The 17,658-nt window shown below is 62.9% G+C and carries 15 protein-coding genes; all 15 read right to left on the bottom strand.

Translation table 11 applies throughout. The features are described 5' to 3' along the window. Nucleotides 1-95: 95 nt before the first annotated feature. A complete protein-coding gene (locus tag ABID19_RS01020) occupies nt 96-764 on the bottom strand; it encodes a nuclear transport factor 2 family protein (RefSeq protein WP_354487295.1) in 669 nt (222 codons plus the stop codon). Then, nucleotides 761-2,143 carry an aspartate aminotransferase family protein gene (locus ABID19_RS01015; RefSeq protein ID WP_354487293.1) on the bottom strand — a complete coding sequence of 461 codons (1,383 nt, stop codon included), beginning with the start codon at nt 2,141-2,143 and terminating at the stop codon, nt 761-763. The genes ABID19_RS01020 and ABID19_RS01015 overlap by 4 nt, the downstream gene beginning before the upstream one ends. A 94-nt stretch (nt 2,144-2,237) precedes the next feature. Continuing rightward, nucleotides 2,238-2,969, bottom strand: coding sequence for a LamB/YcsF family protein (locus ABID19_RS01010; RefSeq protein WP_354487292.1), 732 nt, complete (start codon nt 2,967-2,969; stop codon nt 2,238-2,240). Between the two features lie 12 nt (nt 2,970-2,981). After that, entirely contained in the window at nt 2,982-5,330 is a 2,349-nt protein-coding gene (locus ABID19_RS01005) for a xanthine dehydrogenase family protein molybdopterin-binding subunit (protein WP_354487290.1), read from the bottom strand. Further along, nucleotides 5,323-5,820: a (2Fe-2S)-binding protein gene (locus tag ABID19_RS01000; RefSeq protein WP_354487289.1), complete on the bottom strand. Its 498-nt coding sequence runs from the start codon at nt 5,818-5,820 to the stop codon at nt 5,323-5,325. Before ABID19_RS01000 ends, ABID19_RS01005 begins: the two co-directional genes overlap by 8 nt. Then, nucleotides 5,817-6,668 carry an FAD binding domain-containing protein gene (locus tag ABID19_RS00995; protein ID WP_354487287.1) on the bottom strand — a complete coding sequence of 284 codons (852 nt, stop codon included), beginning with the start codon at nt 6,666-6,668 and terminating at the stop codon, nt 5,817-5,819. The genes ABID19_RS01000 and ABID19_RS00995 overlap by 4 nt, the downstream gene beginning before the upstream one ends. 155 nt (nt 6,669-6,823) lie before the next feature. Next, nucleotides 6,824-8,791 (bottom strand): hydantoinase B/oxoprolinase family protein, encoded by a 1,968-nt coding sequence (locus ABID19_RS00990; RefSeq protein WP_354487285.1) that lies wholly within the window; start codon nt 8,789-8,791, stop codon nt 6,824-6,826. Nucleotides 8,792-8,794: 3 nt separating this feature from the next. After that, complete coding sequence (locus ABID19_RS00985) at nt 8,795-10,822, bottom strand: hydantoinase/oxoprolinase family protein (protein WP_354487283.1); 2,028 nt, start codon at nt 10,820-10,822, stop codon at nt 8,795-8,797. Nucleotides 10,823-10,926: 104 nt separating this feature from the next. Next, on the bottom strand, nt 10,927-11,907 hold the full coding sequence (locus tag ABID19_RS00980; protein WP_354487282.1) for an AraC-like ligand-binding domain-containing protein: 981 nt from the start codon (nt 11,905-11,907) through the stop codon (nt 10,927-10,929). Nucleotides 11,908-12,614: 707 nt separating this feature from the next. Next, nucleotides 12,615-13,376 (bottom strand): SDR family oxidoreductase, encoded by a 762-nt coding sequence (locus ABID19_RS00975; protein ID WP_354487281.1) that lies wholly within the window; start codon nt 13,374-13,376, stop codon nt 12,615-12,617. Then, nucleotides 13,373-14,386 (bottom strand): zinc-dependent alcohol dehydrogenase, encoded by a 1,014-nt coding sequence (locus tag ABID19_RS00970; RefSeq protein WP_354487279.1) that lies wholly within the window; start codon nt 14,384-14,386, stop codon nt 13,373-13,375. Before ABID19_RS00970 ends, ABID19_RS00975 begins: the two co-directional genes overlap by 4 nt. Nucleotides 14,387-14,465: 79 nt before the next feature. Next, nucleotides 14,466-15,176: a PIG-L deacetylase family protein gene (locus tag ABID19_RS00965; RefSeq protein ID WP_354487277.1), complete on the bottom strand. Its 711-nt coding sequence runs from the start codon at nt 15,174-15,176 to the stop codon at nt 14,466-14,468. Next, nucleotides 15,173-15,937: an SDR family NAD(P)-dependent oxidoreductase gene (locus tag ABID19_RS00960; protein ID WP_354487275.1), complete on the bottom strand. Its 765-nt coding sequence runs from the start codon at nt 15,935-15,937 to the stop codon at nt 15,173-15,175. The genes ABID19_RS00965 and ABID19_RS00960 overlap by 4 nt, the downstream gene beginning before the upstream one ends. Before the next feature lie 47 nt (nt 15,938-15,984). Next, the gene (locus ABID19_RS00955) at nt 15,985-16,821 is read right to left on the bottom strand and encodes an amidohydrolase family protein (protein WP_354487274.1); all 837 of its coding nucleotides are present in this window, start codon (nt 16,819-16,821) and stop codon (nt 15,985-15,987) included. Continuing rightward, nucleotides 16,818-17,657, bottom strand: coding sequence for a sugar phosphate isomerase/epimerase family protein (locus tag ABID19_RS00950; protein WP_354487272.1), 840 nt, complete (start codon nt 17,655-17,657; stop codon nt 16,818-16,820). The genes ABID19_RS00955 and ABID19_RS00950 overlap by 4 nt, the downstream gene beginning before the upstream one ends. Nucleotide 17,658: the final 1 nt, after the last annotated feature.

The following is a 17,658-nucleotide window of genomic DNA, read 5'->3' as shown; positions in this document are numbered from 1 at the left end:
ACCGGGGCCTCTCGTCTTTTGAGGATCTTGCCTTTGGAAAAAATGAGGGCGGTCCGCTTGGACCGCCCTTGTCGCTCGATGAATTCAGATTTTCGCTACCCTCGGGCTTTGCGGTAGGAGTCCTTGAGCGCTATGAGCTCCCCCGAGAAAGCGAAGATATCGCAGCCGTCGACTTCGATTTGCTGCCCCGCTGCCGTGGTGCCGACGAAGCGCCATGATGAAAGCCCGGTATCGCCCGTCACGACGTGTCGTCCCCTGGTCCACACGGCTTTCGGGAAGGCATCGAACAGCGCTTCATAGGCGACGCGCACGGCGTCACGCCCCCTATGCTTGCGCCCTTCGGCATCGGGGCCGGCCGAGCCGTGGAAAGTGCAATTCTCAGCCATGCAGTCCATCAGCGCGCCGACGTCGCGGGCGTTCCAGGCCGCGAGGAACCGGTCGAGCACGGCGAGCCGCCTGGCTGCGAGGTTACCAGCCTCAACGACCTCGACCTCCAGGAAGGCGAGCGGCGCATCGCCGGCATTGATAACGTTATGAGCCACACCCGTCCGCCGCGAATAGGGCACCCCTTGGGTGAGAGCGGCTTGCGATTGCGCGCCGTCCGGGCCTTCGAGACCGAGCTTACCGTCCGTAAGCGGCACGATGACGTAGTCATGGCCATGGATGTGCCAGCCGGTCTCGGCCCCGGTGGCAAACCGCCATTCGGTGACCCGGAAGCGTTCGTCGTCGATATGGACGACCGGTTCGGCTTTCATACGGGTCATTCAAGTCCCTCCTTGGCAACCGCACCGGTCAGGCGCTCTAGCGTCCGGCCCATGCGCGTCATGATTTCCTTCACATCGTCTTCTGTCGAGATCATCGGCGGGCAGAGCGCGAGCTGGTCGCCGATGGCGCGGAAGATGAGGCCTTCCTCATGGCCGATCCCACCTGCGATAGTCCCTGCGCGCCCAACCTTGGCGAAGGGCCGTTTCGTCGCCTTGTCTGCCACCAGCTCAACGGCGCCGATAAGACCGGTACCCCGCGCTTCGCCAACGAGCGGGTGATCGGCGAACGAGCGGATGCCGGCCTGGAACGACGCCTCAAGGCGGGCCGCGTTTCCGATCAGGTCGCGTTCCTCGAAGATGGCGAGGTTTTCGAGACCCACCGCCGTAGCGACCGGATGACCCGACGCCGTGAAGCCGTGGCCGAAATTGCCGATCGTTGCGGTGTTGTCGGCGATCGCCTGATAGATCGCCTCCGAGAACATCACCGCGGCCAGTGGCATGTAGGAGGAGGTGATCTGCTTGGAAAGCGTCATGATATCAGGCGTGAAGCTGAATTTCTGACAGCCAAAGGGCGTGCCGAGCCGCCCGAAACCACAGATCACCTCGTCTGCTATCAGCATGATGTCATTTGCCCGGCAGATTTTCTCCACGCCTTCCCAGTATCCGACCGGCGGTGGCAGAACGCCGCCGGCTGCCATAAGCGGCTCTCCTATGAAGGCTGCGATGGTGTCGGCCCCTTCTTCGGCGATCACCGCTTCCAGCTCGGCGAGCAGACGCGCCGTGAAGGCGGCTTCGTCTTCACCTTCCATGCCGAAACGATAGAAGTGCGGGCAGGTCAGGTGGCGAACGGGAATCGCCGGCAGATCGAAGTCGCGATGGTTGATCGGCAGGCCCGTCAGGCTGCCGGAGGCGACGGTGATGCCGTGATAGCCCTTGGTCCGCGCCAGGAATTTCTTCTTTTTGGGCCGGCCCAGCGCGTTGTTCATGAACCACATCATCTTGACGATGGTGTCGTTGGCTTCCGAGCCCGACGACGTGAAGAAAACACGCGTCAGGTTTTCCGGCGTCATCTCCACGAGTTTCTCCGCGAGTCGGATGGACGGCTCATGCGCCTTGGAGGAGAAGGTGTGGTAGTAAGGCAGCTTCAGCATTTGCTGATAGGCAGCGTCGGCCAACCGCTTTTCCGAAAAACCGACGGCCACCGACCATAGCCCCGCGAGCCCTTCGATGTATTCCTTGCCGCGCTCGTCATACACGCGGATGCCGTCGCCGCGGCTGATGATCAACGGCCCGGTTTGTTCGTGCTGACGCAGGTTGGTGTAGGGGTGCATTGTGGTGGCGATGTCGGCGGCGGCGAGAGAGTTGGAAAGCGCGTCCATGGAAGTCCTCAGCGGCTTGTGGAATGGTTTGGGCAGTGAGTTCGAGATGGTCCTCGATCCCGTGTGTGGAGCTTTCACGATCCGGAAAAATGAATCATGGGAGGCTTGTGGAATGGGTGTCGATGATCCGCCGCATCAGCGCGGCGACGTCGCGCGCATTCGGCGGATCGGAGTGGATGCAGACGGTGTCGAAGTCGACCGGGCGGGTCGTGCCGTCTGTCGTGACGAGTTCGCGTCGGGTAAGCGCCCCCACCATTCGGTGCTCGGCAAGCGTTAGGTCGATCGCCGACTGTACGCGCGGGATGATCAGGCTGCCGCCGGGAGCGTAGGCAAGATCGGGAAAGAACTCGCCCACGAAGGCAACGCCGAGTTCAGCTGCTGCCGTCTCGTGACAGGTTCCCGCCATGCCGAAGAGCGGGATGCCGAACGGCTTGACCGCCGCGGCGATCGCCCGGGCAGTGTCCATGTCGTGCGCGGCCATGCCGTAGATGATGCCATGCGGTTTGACATGGCTGAGTTGCCCGCCCTCGGCCGCCAGCATTCCTGTCAGCGCACCGATTTGGTAGACGAAGGCGGCTGTCAGTTCCTCCGGCTGAAGTTTCATTTCGCGCCGACCGAACCCCTCGCGATCGGGAAGGGAGGGATGCGCGCCAACCTGCTTTCCATGAGAAAGCGCGAGCCGCACGGTCTTTAGCATCGTCCATGGATCGGAGGCGTGGAAGCCGCAGGCGATGTTGGCGCAATCGATATGAGGCATGATGCCGGCATCGTCGCCGAAGCGCCAGTTGCCGTAACTTTCCCCCATGTCGCAGTTCAGGGTGACCATGGTTTGCTTGCCTCAGCCCAGAGTGTTTGCTGCCCAGCCGGGGGCGATGTGCGGGAATTCCGGCGGTGGTTCGCGCTCGTGCAGCAGTCGAAGCACGCGCGGCGGCGTCAGTGGCAGTTGCTGCACCGGCTTGCCGATGGCGCGCGCCACCGCACAGCCGATCGCCGCGCCCACGGCCAGGATCGGGACCTCGCCCGCGCCCTTGGTGCCTAGAGGCCCCATCGACGGTGCGCCCTCGTAGAGGTCGGCGGCGACTGGAACCACGTCCTGCACCAGCGGCAGGCGATAGGTCTCGAAATCGTCCTGCGCGATGCGTCCGTCGGCGGTGAGCGTCACCTCTTCATGCAACGCATAGCCCAGCCCCTGCACCACGCCGCCCTGGATCTGGCCCAGGATGGCGCGTGGGTTGAGCGCGCGGCCGACATCTTGAACCACGCGATAGGCCAGCACCTCGACATGACCGGTGTCCTGATCAACCGCCACCTCGGCCTCGTGAACGACGAAGACGGGGATGTCGAGCGCATCGATGAAATGCCCCATGGCGCAGCCGGACATTGCCGGAGTGTTCCTGGCGGTAAAGGCTCCGCTTCCTGTGATCGGGCCGGTGGTGGCCTGTGCTTGGGCGGCGACGGCGGGGATCGACATGCCGGAACCGGGACGTCCGGTGATCTCGACACGACCGTCCCGCAGCACCAGGTCTTCCGGTCGGGTCTGGAGCACCTCGCCGGCGGTCCGCAGCAGCTTCTCCCGCACCTCTGCACAGGCAGCGATGCTCGCAGCACCAATGGACACGGTGGTGCGCCCACCGCCAACGCCGACATCGAGGCCGGCGGCATCTGTATCGGCTTCGCGCACGATCACCTGGTCGGGAGCGAGGCCAAGCTGCCCAGCCACCATCTGCGGCAGGGATTGCACCATCGTGCCCGATCCGATCTCCACACCCGACGTGACCAGCGTTGCGCTGCCGTCGGCGTTCAAGTTCACCGTTGCCGCCGAGGGTCCGACAAACACGAACCATGTGCCGACCGTGGTCGCAATTCCATAGAGCCTGCCGTCGGCCTTCGCTTCTGATGTGCCGGTACTGGCACGCAACGCCTCCATACGGTCGAGCATCGGACCCAGCACGTCGGCCTCGAAAACCTGGCCCGTGGCACCGAGATCACCATCTCCCAGGACATTTTTCTTCCGGAACTCCATTGGGTCGAAGCCTAGCGCATCGCAGATTTCGTCGGTGTGTCGCTCCAACGCGAATGTGTTGTAGACGCCGTTGCAAGCTCGGAAAGCACCGTTGGGTGGTGTGTTGGTGTATACGGCGCGGCTGACGAGCCGCGTTGCGCCAACCCTGTAATTGCCGCCCAGCGTGTGCGCCGTCATCGTCGTCAGGAAAACCTGCTCACCGCCATACGCACCGCAATCCATCAGCACGACCGCCTCGCGCCCGGCGATGTATCCTTCGGCGGTGACCGCGGACCGAATGCGTATTTCCGCATTCTCGCGGCAGAGGCAGGTTGCCATCTCTTCCTGCCGGGTGTTTTCCAGGACCACCGTACGCCCGGTCATCCGCGCCAGAAGTGCCGTGATAGGCTCGATCGATGCATCGAATTTCAGGCCGAACCCGCCACCGACGGGGGGTACAGTGACCCGCACACGCCCGGGTGGAAGCTGCATGACCCTTCCGGTGACGTTGCGCACAGTCCAAGGCACCTGCGTCGAGGTCTGGATGTGAGCACGGCCGTCCTCCCAGGAGCCGATGGCAACGCGCGGTTCGAAGGGCACATGGCTCTGCCGACCGACGGTGAAGCTGCTCTCGACAATGCGTATATCGGGACGGGCGAAGGCCGCATCGACGTCACCGCGGCTGGATTTTGCCTCCCATGCGATGTTGCCGGCACGTGCGCCGCCCTCCGTGATCACCTCATAGCCGCGCCAGCCCTCGTGGACGAGGCGGGCGGCGGGCTGGAGCGCTTCGGCCATGGTGAACACCGGTGCCAGCGGCTCGACCTCGATCATGATGGCGGCAAGTGCCGCACGCGCCTGCTTCTCCGTCTCGGCGGCGATGACGGCGATTGGCTCGCCGTGATAGCGGATCGTGTCGATCGCCAAGAGCGGATGATCGGCAATGCCGATGCCGTAAAGTTCTGGCGCATCGGCGCCGGTCGCCACCGCGCGCACGCCAGGACAGCGAAGTGCCGCCGAAACGTCGAGCTTGCGGATACGCCCCGCGGGAACGGTCGACCGCAGCAGCACGGCATGCAACATGTCGGGGCGAATCCGGTCGTTGGTGTATTTCGTCCGCCCGCGCAGCTTGTCCTGCGCATCGCGGCGGGGAAGATTCATCACCGTGGCGGACAGCTCAGACATGGATGCCTCCCACCAACTGGCCAGCCTTCCGCGCTTGGTCGAGGCATTCGGCCACGGCGTCGACGATCCGCTCATATCCCGTGCAGCGGCAGATGTTGCCGACCATCGCCGCTTTGATTTCAGGACGGCTCGCATGCGGATTGTCACGCACGAAAGCCGAAAAGCTCATGACCATTCCCGGAAAACACATGCCGCATTGCACGGCATCGGCCGCCTCGAAAGCGGCCTGGACCGGGTGCAGCGGCTGGTTTCCGGAGCTCAATCCCTCGATGGTCGTCACCGCGCATCCATGGACGAGTCCAACCGGCTTCAGGCAGGACGGCACCGCTTCGTCGTCGACATGCACCGTGCACGCGCCGCAAAAGCCTTCGCGGCACACGGCTTTGGTCCCCGTCAGGAATCGTTCGTGCCGCAAGATGTCGACGAGCGGCGTCATCGGATCGCCATCAAAGCGGCAGCCCTCGCCATTCAGCTGGAATGTCACGGTCATGCCAGGCCCCCGGTCTTGAGAAGTGCGGCAACACCGCGCTTGACCAGGGGCGGAAGAACCTGGCGCCGGTACCAACCCTCCGCTTCCTTGCCGTCGCGGCCCTGAAAATCATTGTGCTCCAGTGCAAGCTCGGCGGCGCGTTCCGGATCGAGCGCAGAGGCCTGGCCTGCCCTCATGGCCTGTTCGAGCCCCGTCCAGCGCCGCGCCACCGGCTCCACCGAGCCGACGGCGATGCGACATCGTTTGTCCTTGTCCACCCCGAGGGAGACGATGGCGACCGGATAGTCGCCGGCTTTCCGAAGCGGCAGGCGGATATGAGCACTTGCGACCAGGTCGCGGCGCAGATGAATTCTCGTCACAATCGCTTCGGCCAGCAGCGTATGCCTGTCTTTGAGGAAATCCGAAATACCGAGGAGTTTTGGGCCTTCGAACGTCTCCAGTTCCACCGTCGCCTCACAGACGAGAAGCGCAGGGGCGAGATCGGCGGCGGCAAAGTCGAGGGCACAAAGGTTGCCGCCCACGGTGGCGACCCTTCGGATGCCGGGATTGGCCGCACCGTCCGCCGCGGCAACCAGACCTTCGAAGCCCACTGCCCCGTGCAACGCGCGGCCAAGGACTGCATGGGTAACGGCTGCGCCTATCACGACATGGTCCGGTTCGATTTCGACTTTGGACAAGGCCGGTATTCGGTGGAGTGCGACCACCGCCTCGGGAAGGTCGACCCCGCGCCGTGGATCACGCATCATCCAGGTGCCGCCGGCAAGCACCGCCGCACCTTGCCGGCGTGCGGCCATTGCCTCTTCAAGTGTGCTGGCTGCGGTGAACGATCGATCCACGCTTGGTGCCATCTGTCATACCCCTCGGAAGCAGCCAAATTTCGCGGCGCTGCAGCATTGTTGCTCCAGCTTTAGGCTCCTGTGAAATAGTAATTCTTTGAATATCGTATCGAGAAAACAGATAACTCCATGCGCGCCCGCAAGGTTTGCGGCACGCCCTTTAGCGCTCAGGCCCAGTAAGCGACCGTCCGCTTCTCAAAGCTCTCACGGAACTGGGCGGTGGTTTTAGGGAGGAGTTCGCCAGTCTCCCAGTCGAGGATCACGGCATAGTGCCGAACCGCATCGAGCGTATCGATCTCGCCGGAGCGGTATTTGCGCGCGACCTCCTCAGGATCCATACGTGCCCAGTCCTTCCGTTTCGCCCGGATGTCGGCACGGCAGGCTTCGGTTGCCGCCTCGTCGATTTCGTACTGGCACAGGTCGCGGTCGATTTCGCGGATCACCACGCCGTAGTCAGTCTTGGCGCGCTCCAGAGAAACGTAGTCGTCGATCACGTCCTCCATCACCTTGCGGGGCTTGCGCTCCAGTGGATCGCCAAAACCGCCGCCGCCGGCCGTCGGACGAGCGAACTGGTCGCCTGTGTGGACGGAGTAGTCGGAGAACACGGAACCGAGCCAGATCTCGGTCTCTTCTCCCGCGCGCTTCATGGTCAAGCCGTGGGGCATCGACGGTAGGCCTCCTTCGACACCCCAGACGACAGCGCGCTCGCGGTCGCAAATATAGGACATGACGGCATTTTCAGCCTCGAGCAACAACGAGGTTTTCTGCACGCCGACGCCGCCCCGCCACTTGCCCGGCCCGGCTGAATCCTGCTTGATCTGGAACTCGATCGTCCGAGTCGGGTTCACCCGCTCGTTGCCTTCGTTGGGTTGCGACATCAGCCCGGTTCCGAAGCAGGCGGTGGTGACATCTGCACCATCCTTGCCGTTACGCCCGCCCCAGCCGCCGGGCAGCCATTCGTAGAACATGAAGATCGGCTTTTCGGGTTTGCGCGCGTCCCGTCCCCCGGCCAGCAGATATTCGAGGTTGAAGGCGCAGGCGATAGCGCGTTCGGGCATGATCTTCGACCACATCTCGAAGATCGCGTTCATGATCTTTTCGAACGGCATCAGGAACCCGGTCACCGCCACCGGCCATTCCGCACTGACGATGCTGTTCTTTGGCGCGGTCACCTCGATCATCCGGTAAAACCCACTGTTGAGTGGAAGGTCCGGGAAGAAGGTCTTCATGCCGGCGACCACGGCCGAGAAGGTCGCGCCCGGGGCCGAATTGTACATCGAGGCAATGGTCGAATGGCTTCCCGTAAAATCGTAGTGGATCGCGTCGCCTTTGATCGTCATCTTGATGCGGATCGGGATCATGCCTTCGCCGGCGCCGAGATCCCGGTCGATGTAGTCGACCGTCTCCCAGGTGCCGTCGGGCAGCTCCGCGAGACGCTTTCGCACGGCACGTTCGACGTAGTCCTGAACCTCCTCCATACCGCGCATGACCTGGCCGCGCCCATACTTCTTGACCAGCCGCAACAGTTCGCGCTCGGCAGCCTGCGTCGCCTGCGCCTGGGAATGGATGTCGCCAATGATCGATGCCGGATCGCGCGTGTTGGCCGCAATCATGTTGGCGACGTCGGAGCAGAAGCGGCCGCGCTGGAAAAGGCGCAACGGCGTGATCCGCAGGCCTTCGCGGAACATGTCTCGGGCGGTGACGTCGAAGGAACCCGGCACCGAGCCGCCAAGATCCGACCAGTGTCCGTTCGACTGAGAAAAGCCGATCAGTTTGTCTTCGTCGAAGATCGGCCGGACGAGCCGAACATCGCTGAAATGCGTACCGCCGGCATAGGGATCGTTGATTGCGTAGACGTCGCCGGGTGCCATATCGCCTTCGAAGACTCGGATCACCTCCTTGCACGTGTTGTGCAGTGTACCGACATGGACCGCGATGTCGTAGTTGCCCTGGGCGACCGAGTTGCCATCGGCGTCGTGCAGTGCGTTAGAAAAGTCTCGGTTGTAGATGACGAAGGAATAGCAGGTGCGAAGCATCTGTTCAGCCATCTGGTCGACGGTGGTGATGAAGGAGTTCTTCAGCACCTCGAACGTTACCGGGTCGAGGCCAGGGCTCGTTTCAATCAGCTTTGTCATGTCTCAGCCTTTCGTCACGATGAGAATGTTCAGGAAGCCATCGACGGTCGCGCTCATTCCCGGCGGAACCACGGTGGTGGAATCGAACTGTTCGACAATGGCAGGCCCTGTGAAGGCAGCGCCGGCGCTGAGTTGCTCACGCTCATACACGGCCGCGTCATGAGATACGCCGTCGAACCAGACGCTGCGGCGGCCGACCGGCTGTGGCTTATGCGGCAAGACTTCATGCCGCGGTATCTCGGCTTTCGGGACGATGCCGATCGCCTTGACCGCGATGCGGAAGATCGACACCGGCGCCTCTTCGCGGCGGTAGTTGAACTCACGCTCATGCTCGTTGTGGAATGCCTCGATCAGCGAGCAGATGCTCTCGATCCGCGCCGGAGCTGACACCGCAAGCGAGCGCCACTGGCCCTGGTACATCATCTCGACCGTACGCTGCAGCGCCATGTCTTCCTGCGCCACGCCCTCATGGGCCAGGCGCTCGACAGCCTGTTTTTCCATCAGGACAAACGCCGACTGCATCTCGGCGGGCGAGACAGTCGAAGCATCGGCCATGAAGCTTTCGGAGAAATCGTGCTGCACGTCGACGAGAAGGCAACCGAGCGCGGAGGTGACGCCGGGATTGGGCGGCACGATCACGGTTGGAATCGAAAGCTCCTTTGCCACGGCCGCTCCGTGCAAAGCGCCTGCACCGCCGAATGCGACGAGTGCAAAGTCGCGCGGGTCATAGCCTCGGCTGATGGAGAGAAGCCGGACGGCATTGCTCATATTGGCGTTGGCGACGGCGACGATCGCCTCGGCCGCCTGGTGGAGCTCCATGCCGAAGGGTGCCGCCACCGTCTCCTGAACCGCCTGGGCGGCCAAGGCAGGGTCGAGCGTGATCTTGCCGCCTGCAAGGCTGGTGCCGAGACGGCCTAACACGACATTGGCATCGGTGTTGGTGGCGGTGCGGTTGCCATTCTTGTAGCAGGCCGGGCCTGGAAAGGCGCCGGCGGACTGCGGTCCGTTGCGCAAGCTGCCGCCCTCGTCCTGCCATGCCAACGATCCGCCGCCCGCGCCGATGGTCAGCACCTCGATGGAGGGGAAGCGGATCGGATATCCGAATTCGATGTACCAGTCTTTTGTGATGCGCGACTCCCCGTTCCATGCGAGCGAGACGTCGGTGCTGGTGCCGCCCATGTCGAAGCCGATCGAATTTGGGAAGCCACAGAGATTTCCGATGAAGCGACTTGCGATCGCGCCGGCAGCAATGCCCGATCCTGCGAGCCGGGCTGAGAAATCCCTGACGCTTGCGGGTGTCATGACCCCGCCACCGCTGTGCAGCAACAGGAGATCTCGCTTGTATCCAGCCGCGGCAAGCTTTTCTCCGAGACGCGACACGTAGTCGACGACGACCGGGGCGCAGACGGCGTTCGCCATGGTGGTGGAAAAACGCTCGTGCTCGAAGATTTCCGGCATTACCTCCGAGGAGATCGAGACCGGCAGATCCGGCATGGCCTCCTTCAGGATCTCACGCATGCGGCGCTCATTGGCGCCGTTGACATAGGAGTTCATGAAGCAGACGGCGATGGACTTGACCTGCCGTCTCTTGAGAATGTCCGCGACACGGCGCGCAGCCTCTTCGTCCAGCGCTTCCAAGATCGTGCCCTCGGCACTGACCCGTTCCCGGACGGTCAGCCGGTCGCGGCGCGGGATATAGGGCTTGGCGACATCCTTGTAGGTATCCCAGAGATCTTCCTTGTTGGCGCGACGGATCTCGACAACGTCACGGAAACCCTCGGTGCAGACCATTGCGGTGCGCGGCAGGCGGCGGGTGATCAACGCATTGGTGGCGACCGTCGTGCCATGAGAGAACATCGTCACCTCAGAAAGATCGATGCGGCCCTGCTCCACGCCATTCATGATGGCCTGCATGGGATCGTCAGGCGTGGAGGCGGTCTTCTCGATGCGGATCGCGCCGCTGTCTTCGTCCATGATGCAGATGTCGGTGAAGGTCCCTCCGACATCGACGGCAACTCTTATTCTGCTCATGACAGTTCCTTCGCAGGGTCTTTGCGGGCAAGGCCCGGCTTTCGCCGCCCCTTTGCCGGGATGACGTCGTAAAACATGGTGGATTGGCCCGGATTTCGTCGGGTCTAGTGCCGCTGCCTCGAGATCGAAGCGCGGCCTGCCCGGTTCGCTGCTTCGCGACGGGTATCCGTCGGTGCGCAGCCGAATCGCGTCCGGTAGTGCTTGCAGAACTGAGACTGGTCGGCAAAGCCCCAGCGGTAAGCAATCTCGGCAACGCTGCTGATGTTGGTCACCGACATCAGTTCCTCGGCGCAAAGTTCAAGCCGGGCGTCCCGGATGAAGCCGTTGATCGACTGGTTACTGTCCTGAAAAAGAACCTGCAGGTAACGCAGGGAGATGCCGCAGGCATCGGCCACCGCCTGCGGGCCGAGGCCGGAATTCTTCAGGTTGTCGCGAATATACTGCTCGGCGCGATGCAAATGGCCGGCCCGGATCGACGAGATGCTGCTGTCCAGCACGCGATCGTCGCTCACGATCGACAGGCACAGCATTTCCAGGATGTGCCTGCCCATCATCTCGCGAGCGACTTCAGTGATCTCATCGAGATGGCCGATCGTGGTTCGCACCGTGTCGAGGAAGAGCGCGGCGACGCCCTGGGTTGCGTCGAAACTGAGTGCACTGAGCCGTTCGGCAGACCCGATCCGCGCCCGAACGCTCGATGACGGCACCTTCAGGACCCACAGCGCGTTTGGTTTGCCGTGCCAGAATTCGTAGGGCGCATCTCCCCTCTCAACGAGGAAGCCCCCCGGACTGCAATTGACGGTTCTCGACCCTTGCGAGAAATTCACCTCCGACATCTCCGGGATGGTGATGAGCAGGCTGGCGTCACGCTCGTTGAGGAAGTGGCGGCGATGGCGGCGATAGCTCACGGCATCGCAGCGCATTTTAGACACGCTGACGAGCCCGAGAGAGAAGGTTTCCAGCGTGCCTGAAAATTCACGACGGTTCCGATACTCGGTGTCGAGCGGAAAATAGGCTTCGGTAACAGCGGCTTGCCAGGCATCACCGCCGGCGGGACCGCCGATTGAATCGACGACGTATTTCATTCCCCGACCTTTCTGGTTGGCCCCCGGTTAGCCCGGTGTTTTCTGAAGATTACAGGAATCCGTCCGCGTGTATTGGTCAAAAACGAACAAATTTATGTGGTCGTTGGCAGCTGGCTCTATTCGCCGGCTGGCCAGTCCGTGCCCAAGCCGGGGCTGATCGACGTGCAAAGGTCCAACTGTTTTCTTTCAAAGGCCATTGAGTTTAACCAAGTTAAATAAGTTTTAGGATGAAGGTTTTGGCGTAAAGCATTGAGATTTATTATTTGGTGGGCCCGGAGGTTGTGCCAGGAAGCTTGATTTTATTGGCTTTTTCGTGGGCCAGAATGGGAGATCTTCCCGTATTGTTCCGTATGGTTCGCGTCCCGCTAATGGCACCGTCTCCATGAGCCATTGCAGCACGTCAAGAGCTCTGCAGAAAGCCGGCCCAACGCAGTGACGAGATGATAGTGAGGTTCGATGGCACGGCCTCGACAAAGCTGCGCGCGAGCGCCGTGCGCATCAGTAAAGGAGCTCCGGAGGCAATGCGTCGCCCGGACGGCATTTATCAGACTGATTGCGGCAGGTTGGATATACATCTCCAGAACACCGCGCTCACCTTCCTTGGGATCTCCCGCCTCCCGCGCAAACAGAAGCGCAAAGGGCCGCGTTTCAGGATAGTGCGCAAGCTGCAGAGGAGCCCGGAAGAACAGGTCCACCAGCCCGGGAGCTTAGCGGCCGAGCCAGCCGCCGTCGACGGCAAGAAGGGAGCCGTGAACATATGATGCGGCATCCGATGCGAGGAAAACCGCCGGCCCGGCCAAGTCTTCCGCGGCAGCCCAGCGTCCTGCCGGTATGCGTGATAAAATGGCTGCGTTCCGGTTCACGTCAGCGCGTAGGTCAGCTGTGTTGTCCGTTGAAACATAGCCTGGGACGATGGCGTTGACGTTCACGCCTTTGCCGGCCCATTCGTTCGCCAAGGCCTTGGTAAGTTGCGCCACACCGCCCTTGCTCGCCGCATATGAGGGCACATTTATGCCTCCCTGGAAGCTGAGGAGCGACGCGACGAAAATGATCTTGCCTCGGCCCACGGCGACCATGTCGCGCCCGAACTCGCGGGCTAGCAGGAACTGCGCGGTCAGATTGACCTCGAGCGTCTCGTCCCAGGCTTCGTCCGGATGCTCGGCGGCCGGTGCTCGGCGAATGGTGCCCGCATTGTTGACCAATATGTCCACCCGGCCATGCCGGGACCGGACCTCGGCGATGAGCGCTGTGACCGATTGGCGATCGGCCAAGTCGCATCGGTAACCGGTAAAGCTGCGGCTCTTGGCATGTATCGCCGCCTCCACCCCACTTCCGGGCTCCAGGTTGGCGCTGGTGCCGACGATGTCGGCCCCGGCCTCTGCCATGGCCTCGGCGATGGCGCGGCCGATGCCACGACGGCAGCCGGTTACCAGCGCGGTCCGGCCAGCCAGTGAAAAGTCTATGCTCATGATTGCTCCCCGATAGCCAGTATCGTCTTCATTCCCTTGTGGGCGCCGGCAAAGGCATCCGCGATGTAATCAAGATCGACCGTTTCCGTGATGATCAGATTGGCCGGGATGGTGCCGTCACCGAGCAGGTGGATCGCCTCGTCGAAATCCTCCGGTCGGTAGACACGCGCTCCGATCAGTTCGACCTCGCGCCAGAAAAAGCGGAACAGATCGATCTGAGCCGGCTTGGAGTGGATGGCAACCATCACCACCCGGCCGCGGGCGGCGGCGACCGCGACAGCCAGATCGGTGGCCTGCTGGACGCCTGCGACCTCGAAGACTACGTCGAAACCCTTGCCGCCCGTCGTCTCCAGCAATGCCTCGCTGCTGGTGGTCTGGGGGTTGCATACCGGGAAGCCGAGTGTCGCAGCGATCCGGCTTCGGTCCTCGTTGACCTCGGCCACCCGCACATTGGCGCCCGTATGCCGGGCCACCAAGGCGACGAGCATGCCAATTGGGCCGAAACCGACGACCAGCACATCTTCGCCCGGGCTCACCCGGCCGCGCCGGACGTCATGGCATGCCACTGCCACCGGCTCTACCAGTGCGGCATGCCGCAGGTCCATGGATGGTCCGACACGGTGCACAAGCGCGGCAGGAACGGTCCAGGAGGTCTGCATGGCCCCATCGCTGTCAAGACCGAGGAATTTCAGCTTGTGGCAGATATGGTCGTGACCGGCCTTGCATGCCGGGCACTCGCCGCATGAGCCCAGCGGCCGCACAACGACACGCTCTCCCACCGCAAGGCTGGTGATGCCATCGCCCAGCGCGCCCACCACGCCGGACATTTCATGCCCTATGATCCGGTGGTCGCCGACCCGCCGGTCCATGGCGCCATGATAGACATGAAGATCGGTGCCGCAGATGCCGCAATAGGCGACGTCGATTCGCACTTCCCCCGCTCCGGGCGGGACGGCATTGCCGGGTTCGATCTGGAAGTTCTTGTTTCCGATATAGTAGGCGGCGCGCATGGGAGAACCTCTGGAATGAGCGTCGTCGTTCGCGCCACGGCAGGTGGCGTGTTCGGACGACTGGGACGGTGCGAATGAACTAGGGAAGCAGGTTGCTGAGCGGAGTACGCCTCTCCAGCAGGCAGGGGCGAAAGCTTTCGGCAAAATTACGCATCACCCGTGCGCCCTGCCGCCGGGCGTCCTGCTCCATGATGTCCGCATAGTCATAGCCGCGCAACTCGCGCATCACTGCCATCTGGCTGGCATGGAGGCGCAGCACGCGCAGTTTCTCTGTGAGCGTATCGTCATCGAGTTCAACGAAATGGGACGGCTCGAAGCCATAGCCGTCGCCCGGGTTCATGTAGAAGATGGCAGGCGCCGCGCTCAGGGCCGGAATGGCGGGCAGCACGGAATCGATCTGGGCATAGAGCGCGGCATATTCGACCACCGAAGCGACCACCGAGTGATCGGGAATGTAGTCGGAGGTCCAATGGGTGAAGATGACATCGGCCCGGACCCGGCGGATCGCGTCGATCATCTCCCGCCGCAGATCCGGGCTGTCGAAGATGAAGCCATCGGGCCGGTCGAGGCAGATATAGTCGGCTCCGAGGGCAGCGGCGACATCGTCCATTTCCTTCTGCCGAAGCGCGGCGATTTCGTGGGGCTTGGATGCATTGTCCCAAGATGCGCCGAGTTCGCCATTGCTGACGCAGATGAAGGCAATGTCATCTCCCCGCTGGCGGTATTTCAGCAAGGTGCCCAGGCAATGCATTTCGTCATCCTGGTGGGCGGCTATGCAGGCAATCTTCATGACGGCTCCAATCCCGGCAGCCTCGCCATCGACACGCCCATCGCACCATCGACGCGCAATGTGGCGCCACTGATGTAACGGGCGGCTTCGGACGTCAGGTAGGCGACTGCCGCACCGATTTCTTCGGCCGCTGCGCGCCGGCCCCAGGGCAGCTTGCTGGCAGATTCCGCCAGAAATTCTTCCGTATAGAGCAGCCGTTCGCCCGGCGTGTCGGTCCATCCCGGTTCGACGAGATTGACCGCAATCCTGAACCTGGCCAATTCGTGCGCAGCAGTCAGTGCCAGCTGGCGCAGCCCCGCCTCGGCGATATTGTAGGCAAGCGCGCCGGCAAAAGGTCGGATGGCGTGGGGCGAACTGATGACGACGATCTGGCCGCCTGTTTGCTGCATATGCGCGGTGGTCGCGGCAAGCAGGGCATAGGCGCCCACCACCGTGGTCTGGAACGATGCGTGGATATCGGCCTCGCTTGTTGCGAACAGTCCGCCGTGCCGCTCAAGGGCGACCGCGGAGACCACGACATCGGGCGGGCCGGCATCGGCCATGAACCTTGCCACCGCGCCACGCAACCCGGCCGTGTCGCCGCAATCCACCTCGTAGGCCTCGCCGCTGCCGCCGGCGGCCTCGATGTTCCGCAGCGTCCGCATCGCCGCGTCTTCATCGATGTCGAACAATCCGACATGGCAACCTGCGGCAGCGACGGCACGGGCGCTCGCGCCGCCTATGCCACCCCCTGCCCCGGTGACGATCGCGTACCGGGTCATTGCCTCACCCGCCAGGCGCGGAAACTGTCATTGACGATTCGCATCGCCTAGAATCCCACGGTCTCGAAGGGGTCGGCCGAGCGCACATGCTCGACAAGGCGCGCCAGATCGTCCGGCGGGTTGTCGCCAAGCGTGCGCTCCAGCGCTCGATCGACGACTTCGGCCGTGGCGAAGGGATAGTCGGTGCCGAAAAGCAGCTTCTTGCCAACGCCGTATTCGGCCGCGTTGAGCAGCGCGTTGCGGAACAGCCGCGGGCGCCCTTCGAGCCCGGACACATCTGCAAATACATTGGGGTGCTTGCGGACGACCACGATGCATTCGTCGATCCATGGCTGGCCCATATGGGCAATCATGATCCGCATCTTGGGGAAGGTGCGAGCGATCTCGTCGATCTGGTAGGGCAGTGCGTATTTCAGCACCGAATTGCGCACGAAAGTCGCGCCTTGATGCCAGATGATGGGCAGGTCGTAGGCTTCGATCCGCGCATAGAGCGCGAAGGCTTCCGAGCAGAGCGGATCAAAGCCCTGGTAGGTCGGCGCGAGCTTGACGCCACGCAGGCCGAGGCCCTCCACGCCATGGGTCAGCCGGTCCAGCGCATCAGGGCGCATGGGATCGACTGACGTGAACCCGACGAGGCGGCCGGGATCACGCTGTACGTACTCGGCCACATATTCATCGGGCACCATTATGCCGGCATGCCGGGCGTCGAAGGCCAGCACGACCGACCGCCTAGTCGTGCCCACGACCACCCGCCAATGCACGTCGGGGGAGGCGTCGACGCGGTCGACATCGGGCCATACACGGCGCAAGTCACTGGCGAAGCTATCTGACATGTGCTCGCGCAGCCATATATGGGTGTGGATGTCGCCGGGATACTGGCTCATTGAACGCGTCCTTGGTGGAAATGGCTCGAGATCATCGTCTCGAATGCTGTCTTTGTCTCTGCAATGGCGGTCAGAACATCCATCCGGTCGCACCGCCACTGTCGCATCGGAGTGTATTCAACCGTAATGTGACCGGTAAAAGCGTGCGCCGCGAGGCTCCCCAACAGCGCCGTGAAATCGGTCTCGTTGCGATCCCAAGGCACCTGTATCTCGCCTGGCCGGGCGGCGCGGACATGCACCTGGCTGGCATGGGCCGCCAGAGGCAGGATGCGCTCGATGGAAATGGACTGGACGACGAAATGGGACGCGTCGAGGACCAGACCCAGCCGGGGCAGGCCGGCCAGAAGGTCCAAAACCAATTCGGGCGTTGAGGCAATCGAACCCAGATTGGGTTCGATCTGCAGACGCAGCCCGCGCTCTCCAGCCACCTCGATCCGATAGCTCAGCTCGTCGCGGCAGCATTGCCAGGCGCCTAGCCTGTCTTCCGGCCAGGGCGTGCCCGGCAGGATCGTGATGGCCGGCAGACGCGAGGCGGCGGCGAGGTCCGCCGCCCGCTGGAAGAGGGCCCGAGCCCGTCGACGCCGCGCCGGATCGGCCGCGTTGATGGCACCGCCAGGGAAATCGCCACCCCGCAGGATGACGAAGAGGTCCGTGCCATCCAGTTCGTCGCGCGGAAACGGTTCTGGCACTTTGCCCCGTTCGAACTCGGCTATCGCCCCGTCATCGTCAAGAAACAGATGCGTGCCCGCCGCAGGAAATCCGAGCATGCCGATCAAGCGCCACCGGTCTTGGGCGCGCAGCGCGGGAAACGAATAGTCGCTGCAAGCCAGCCGCATC

Origin of the sequence: Mesorhizobium robiniae (assembly GCF_040545535.1) — a bacterium.
GTDB classification, from domain to species: domain Bacteria; phylum Pseudomonadota; class Alphaproteobacteria; order Rhizobiales; family Rhizobiaceae; genus Mesorhizobium; species Mesorhizobium robiniae.
The sequence above is the reverse complement of the archived record's forward strand: the minus strand, read 5'-3'. Positions and strand labels throughout refer to the sequence as shown.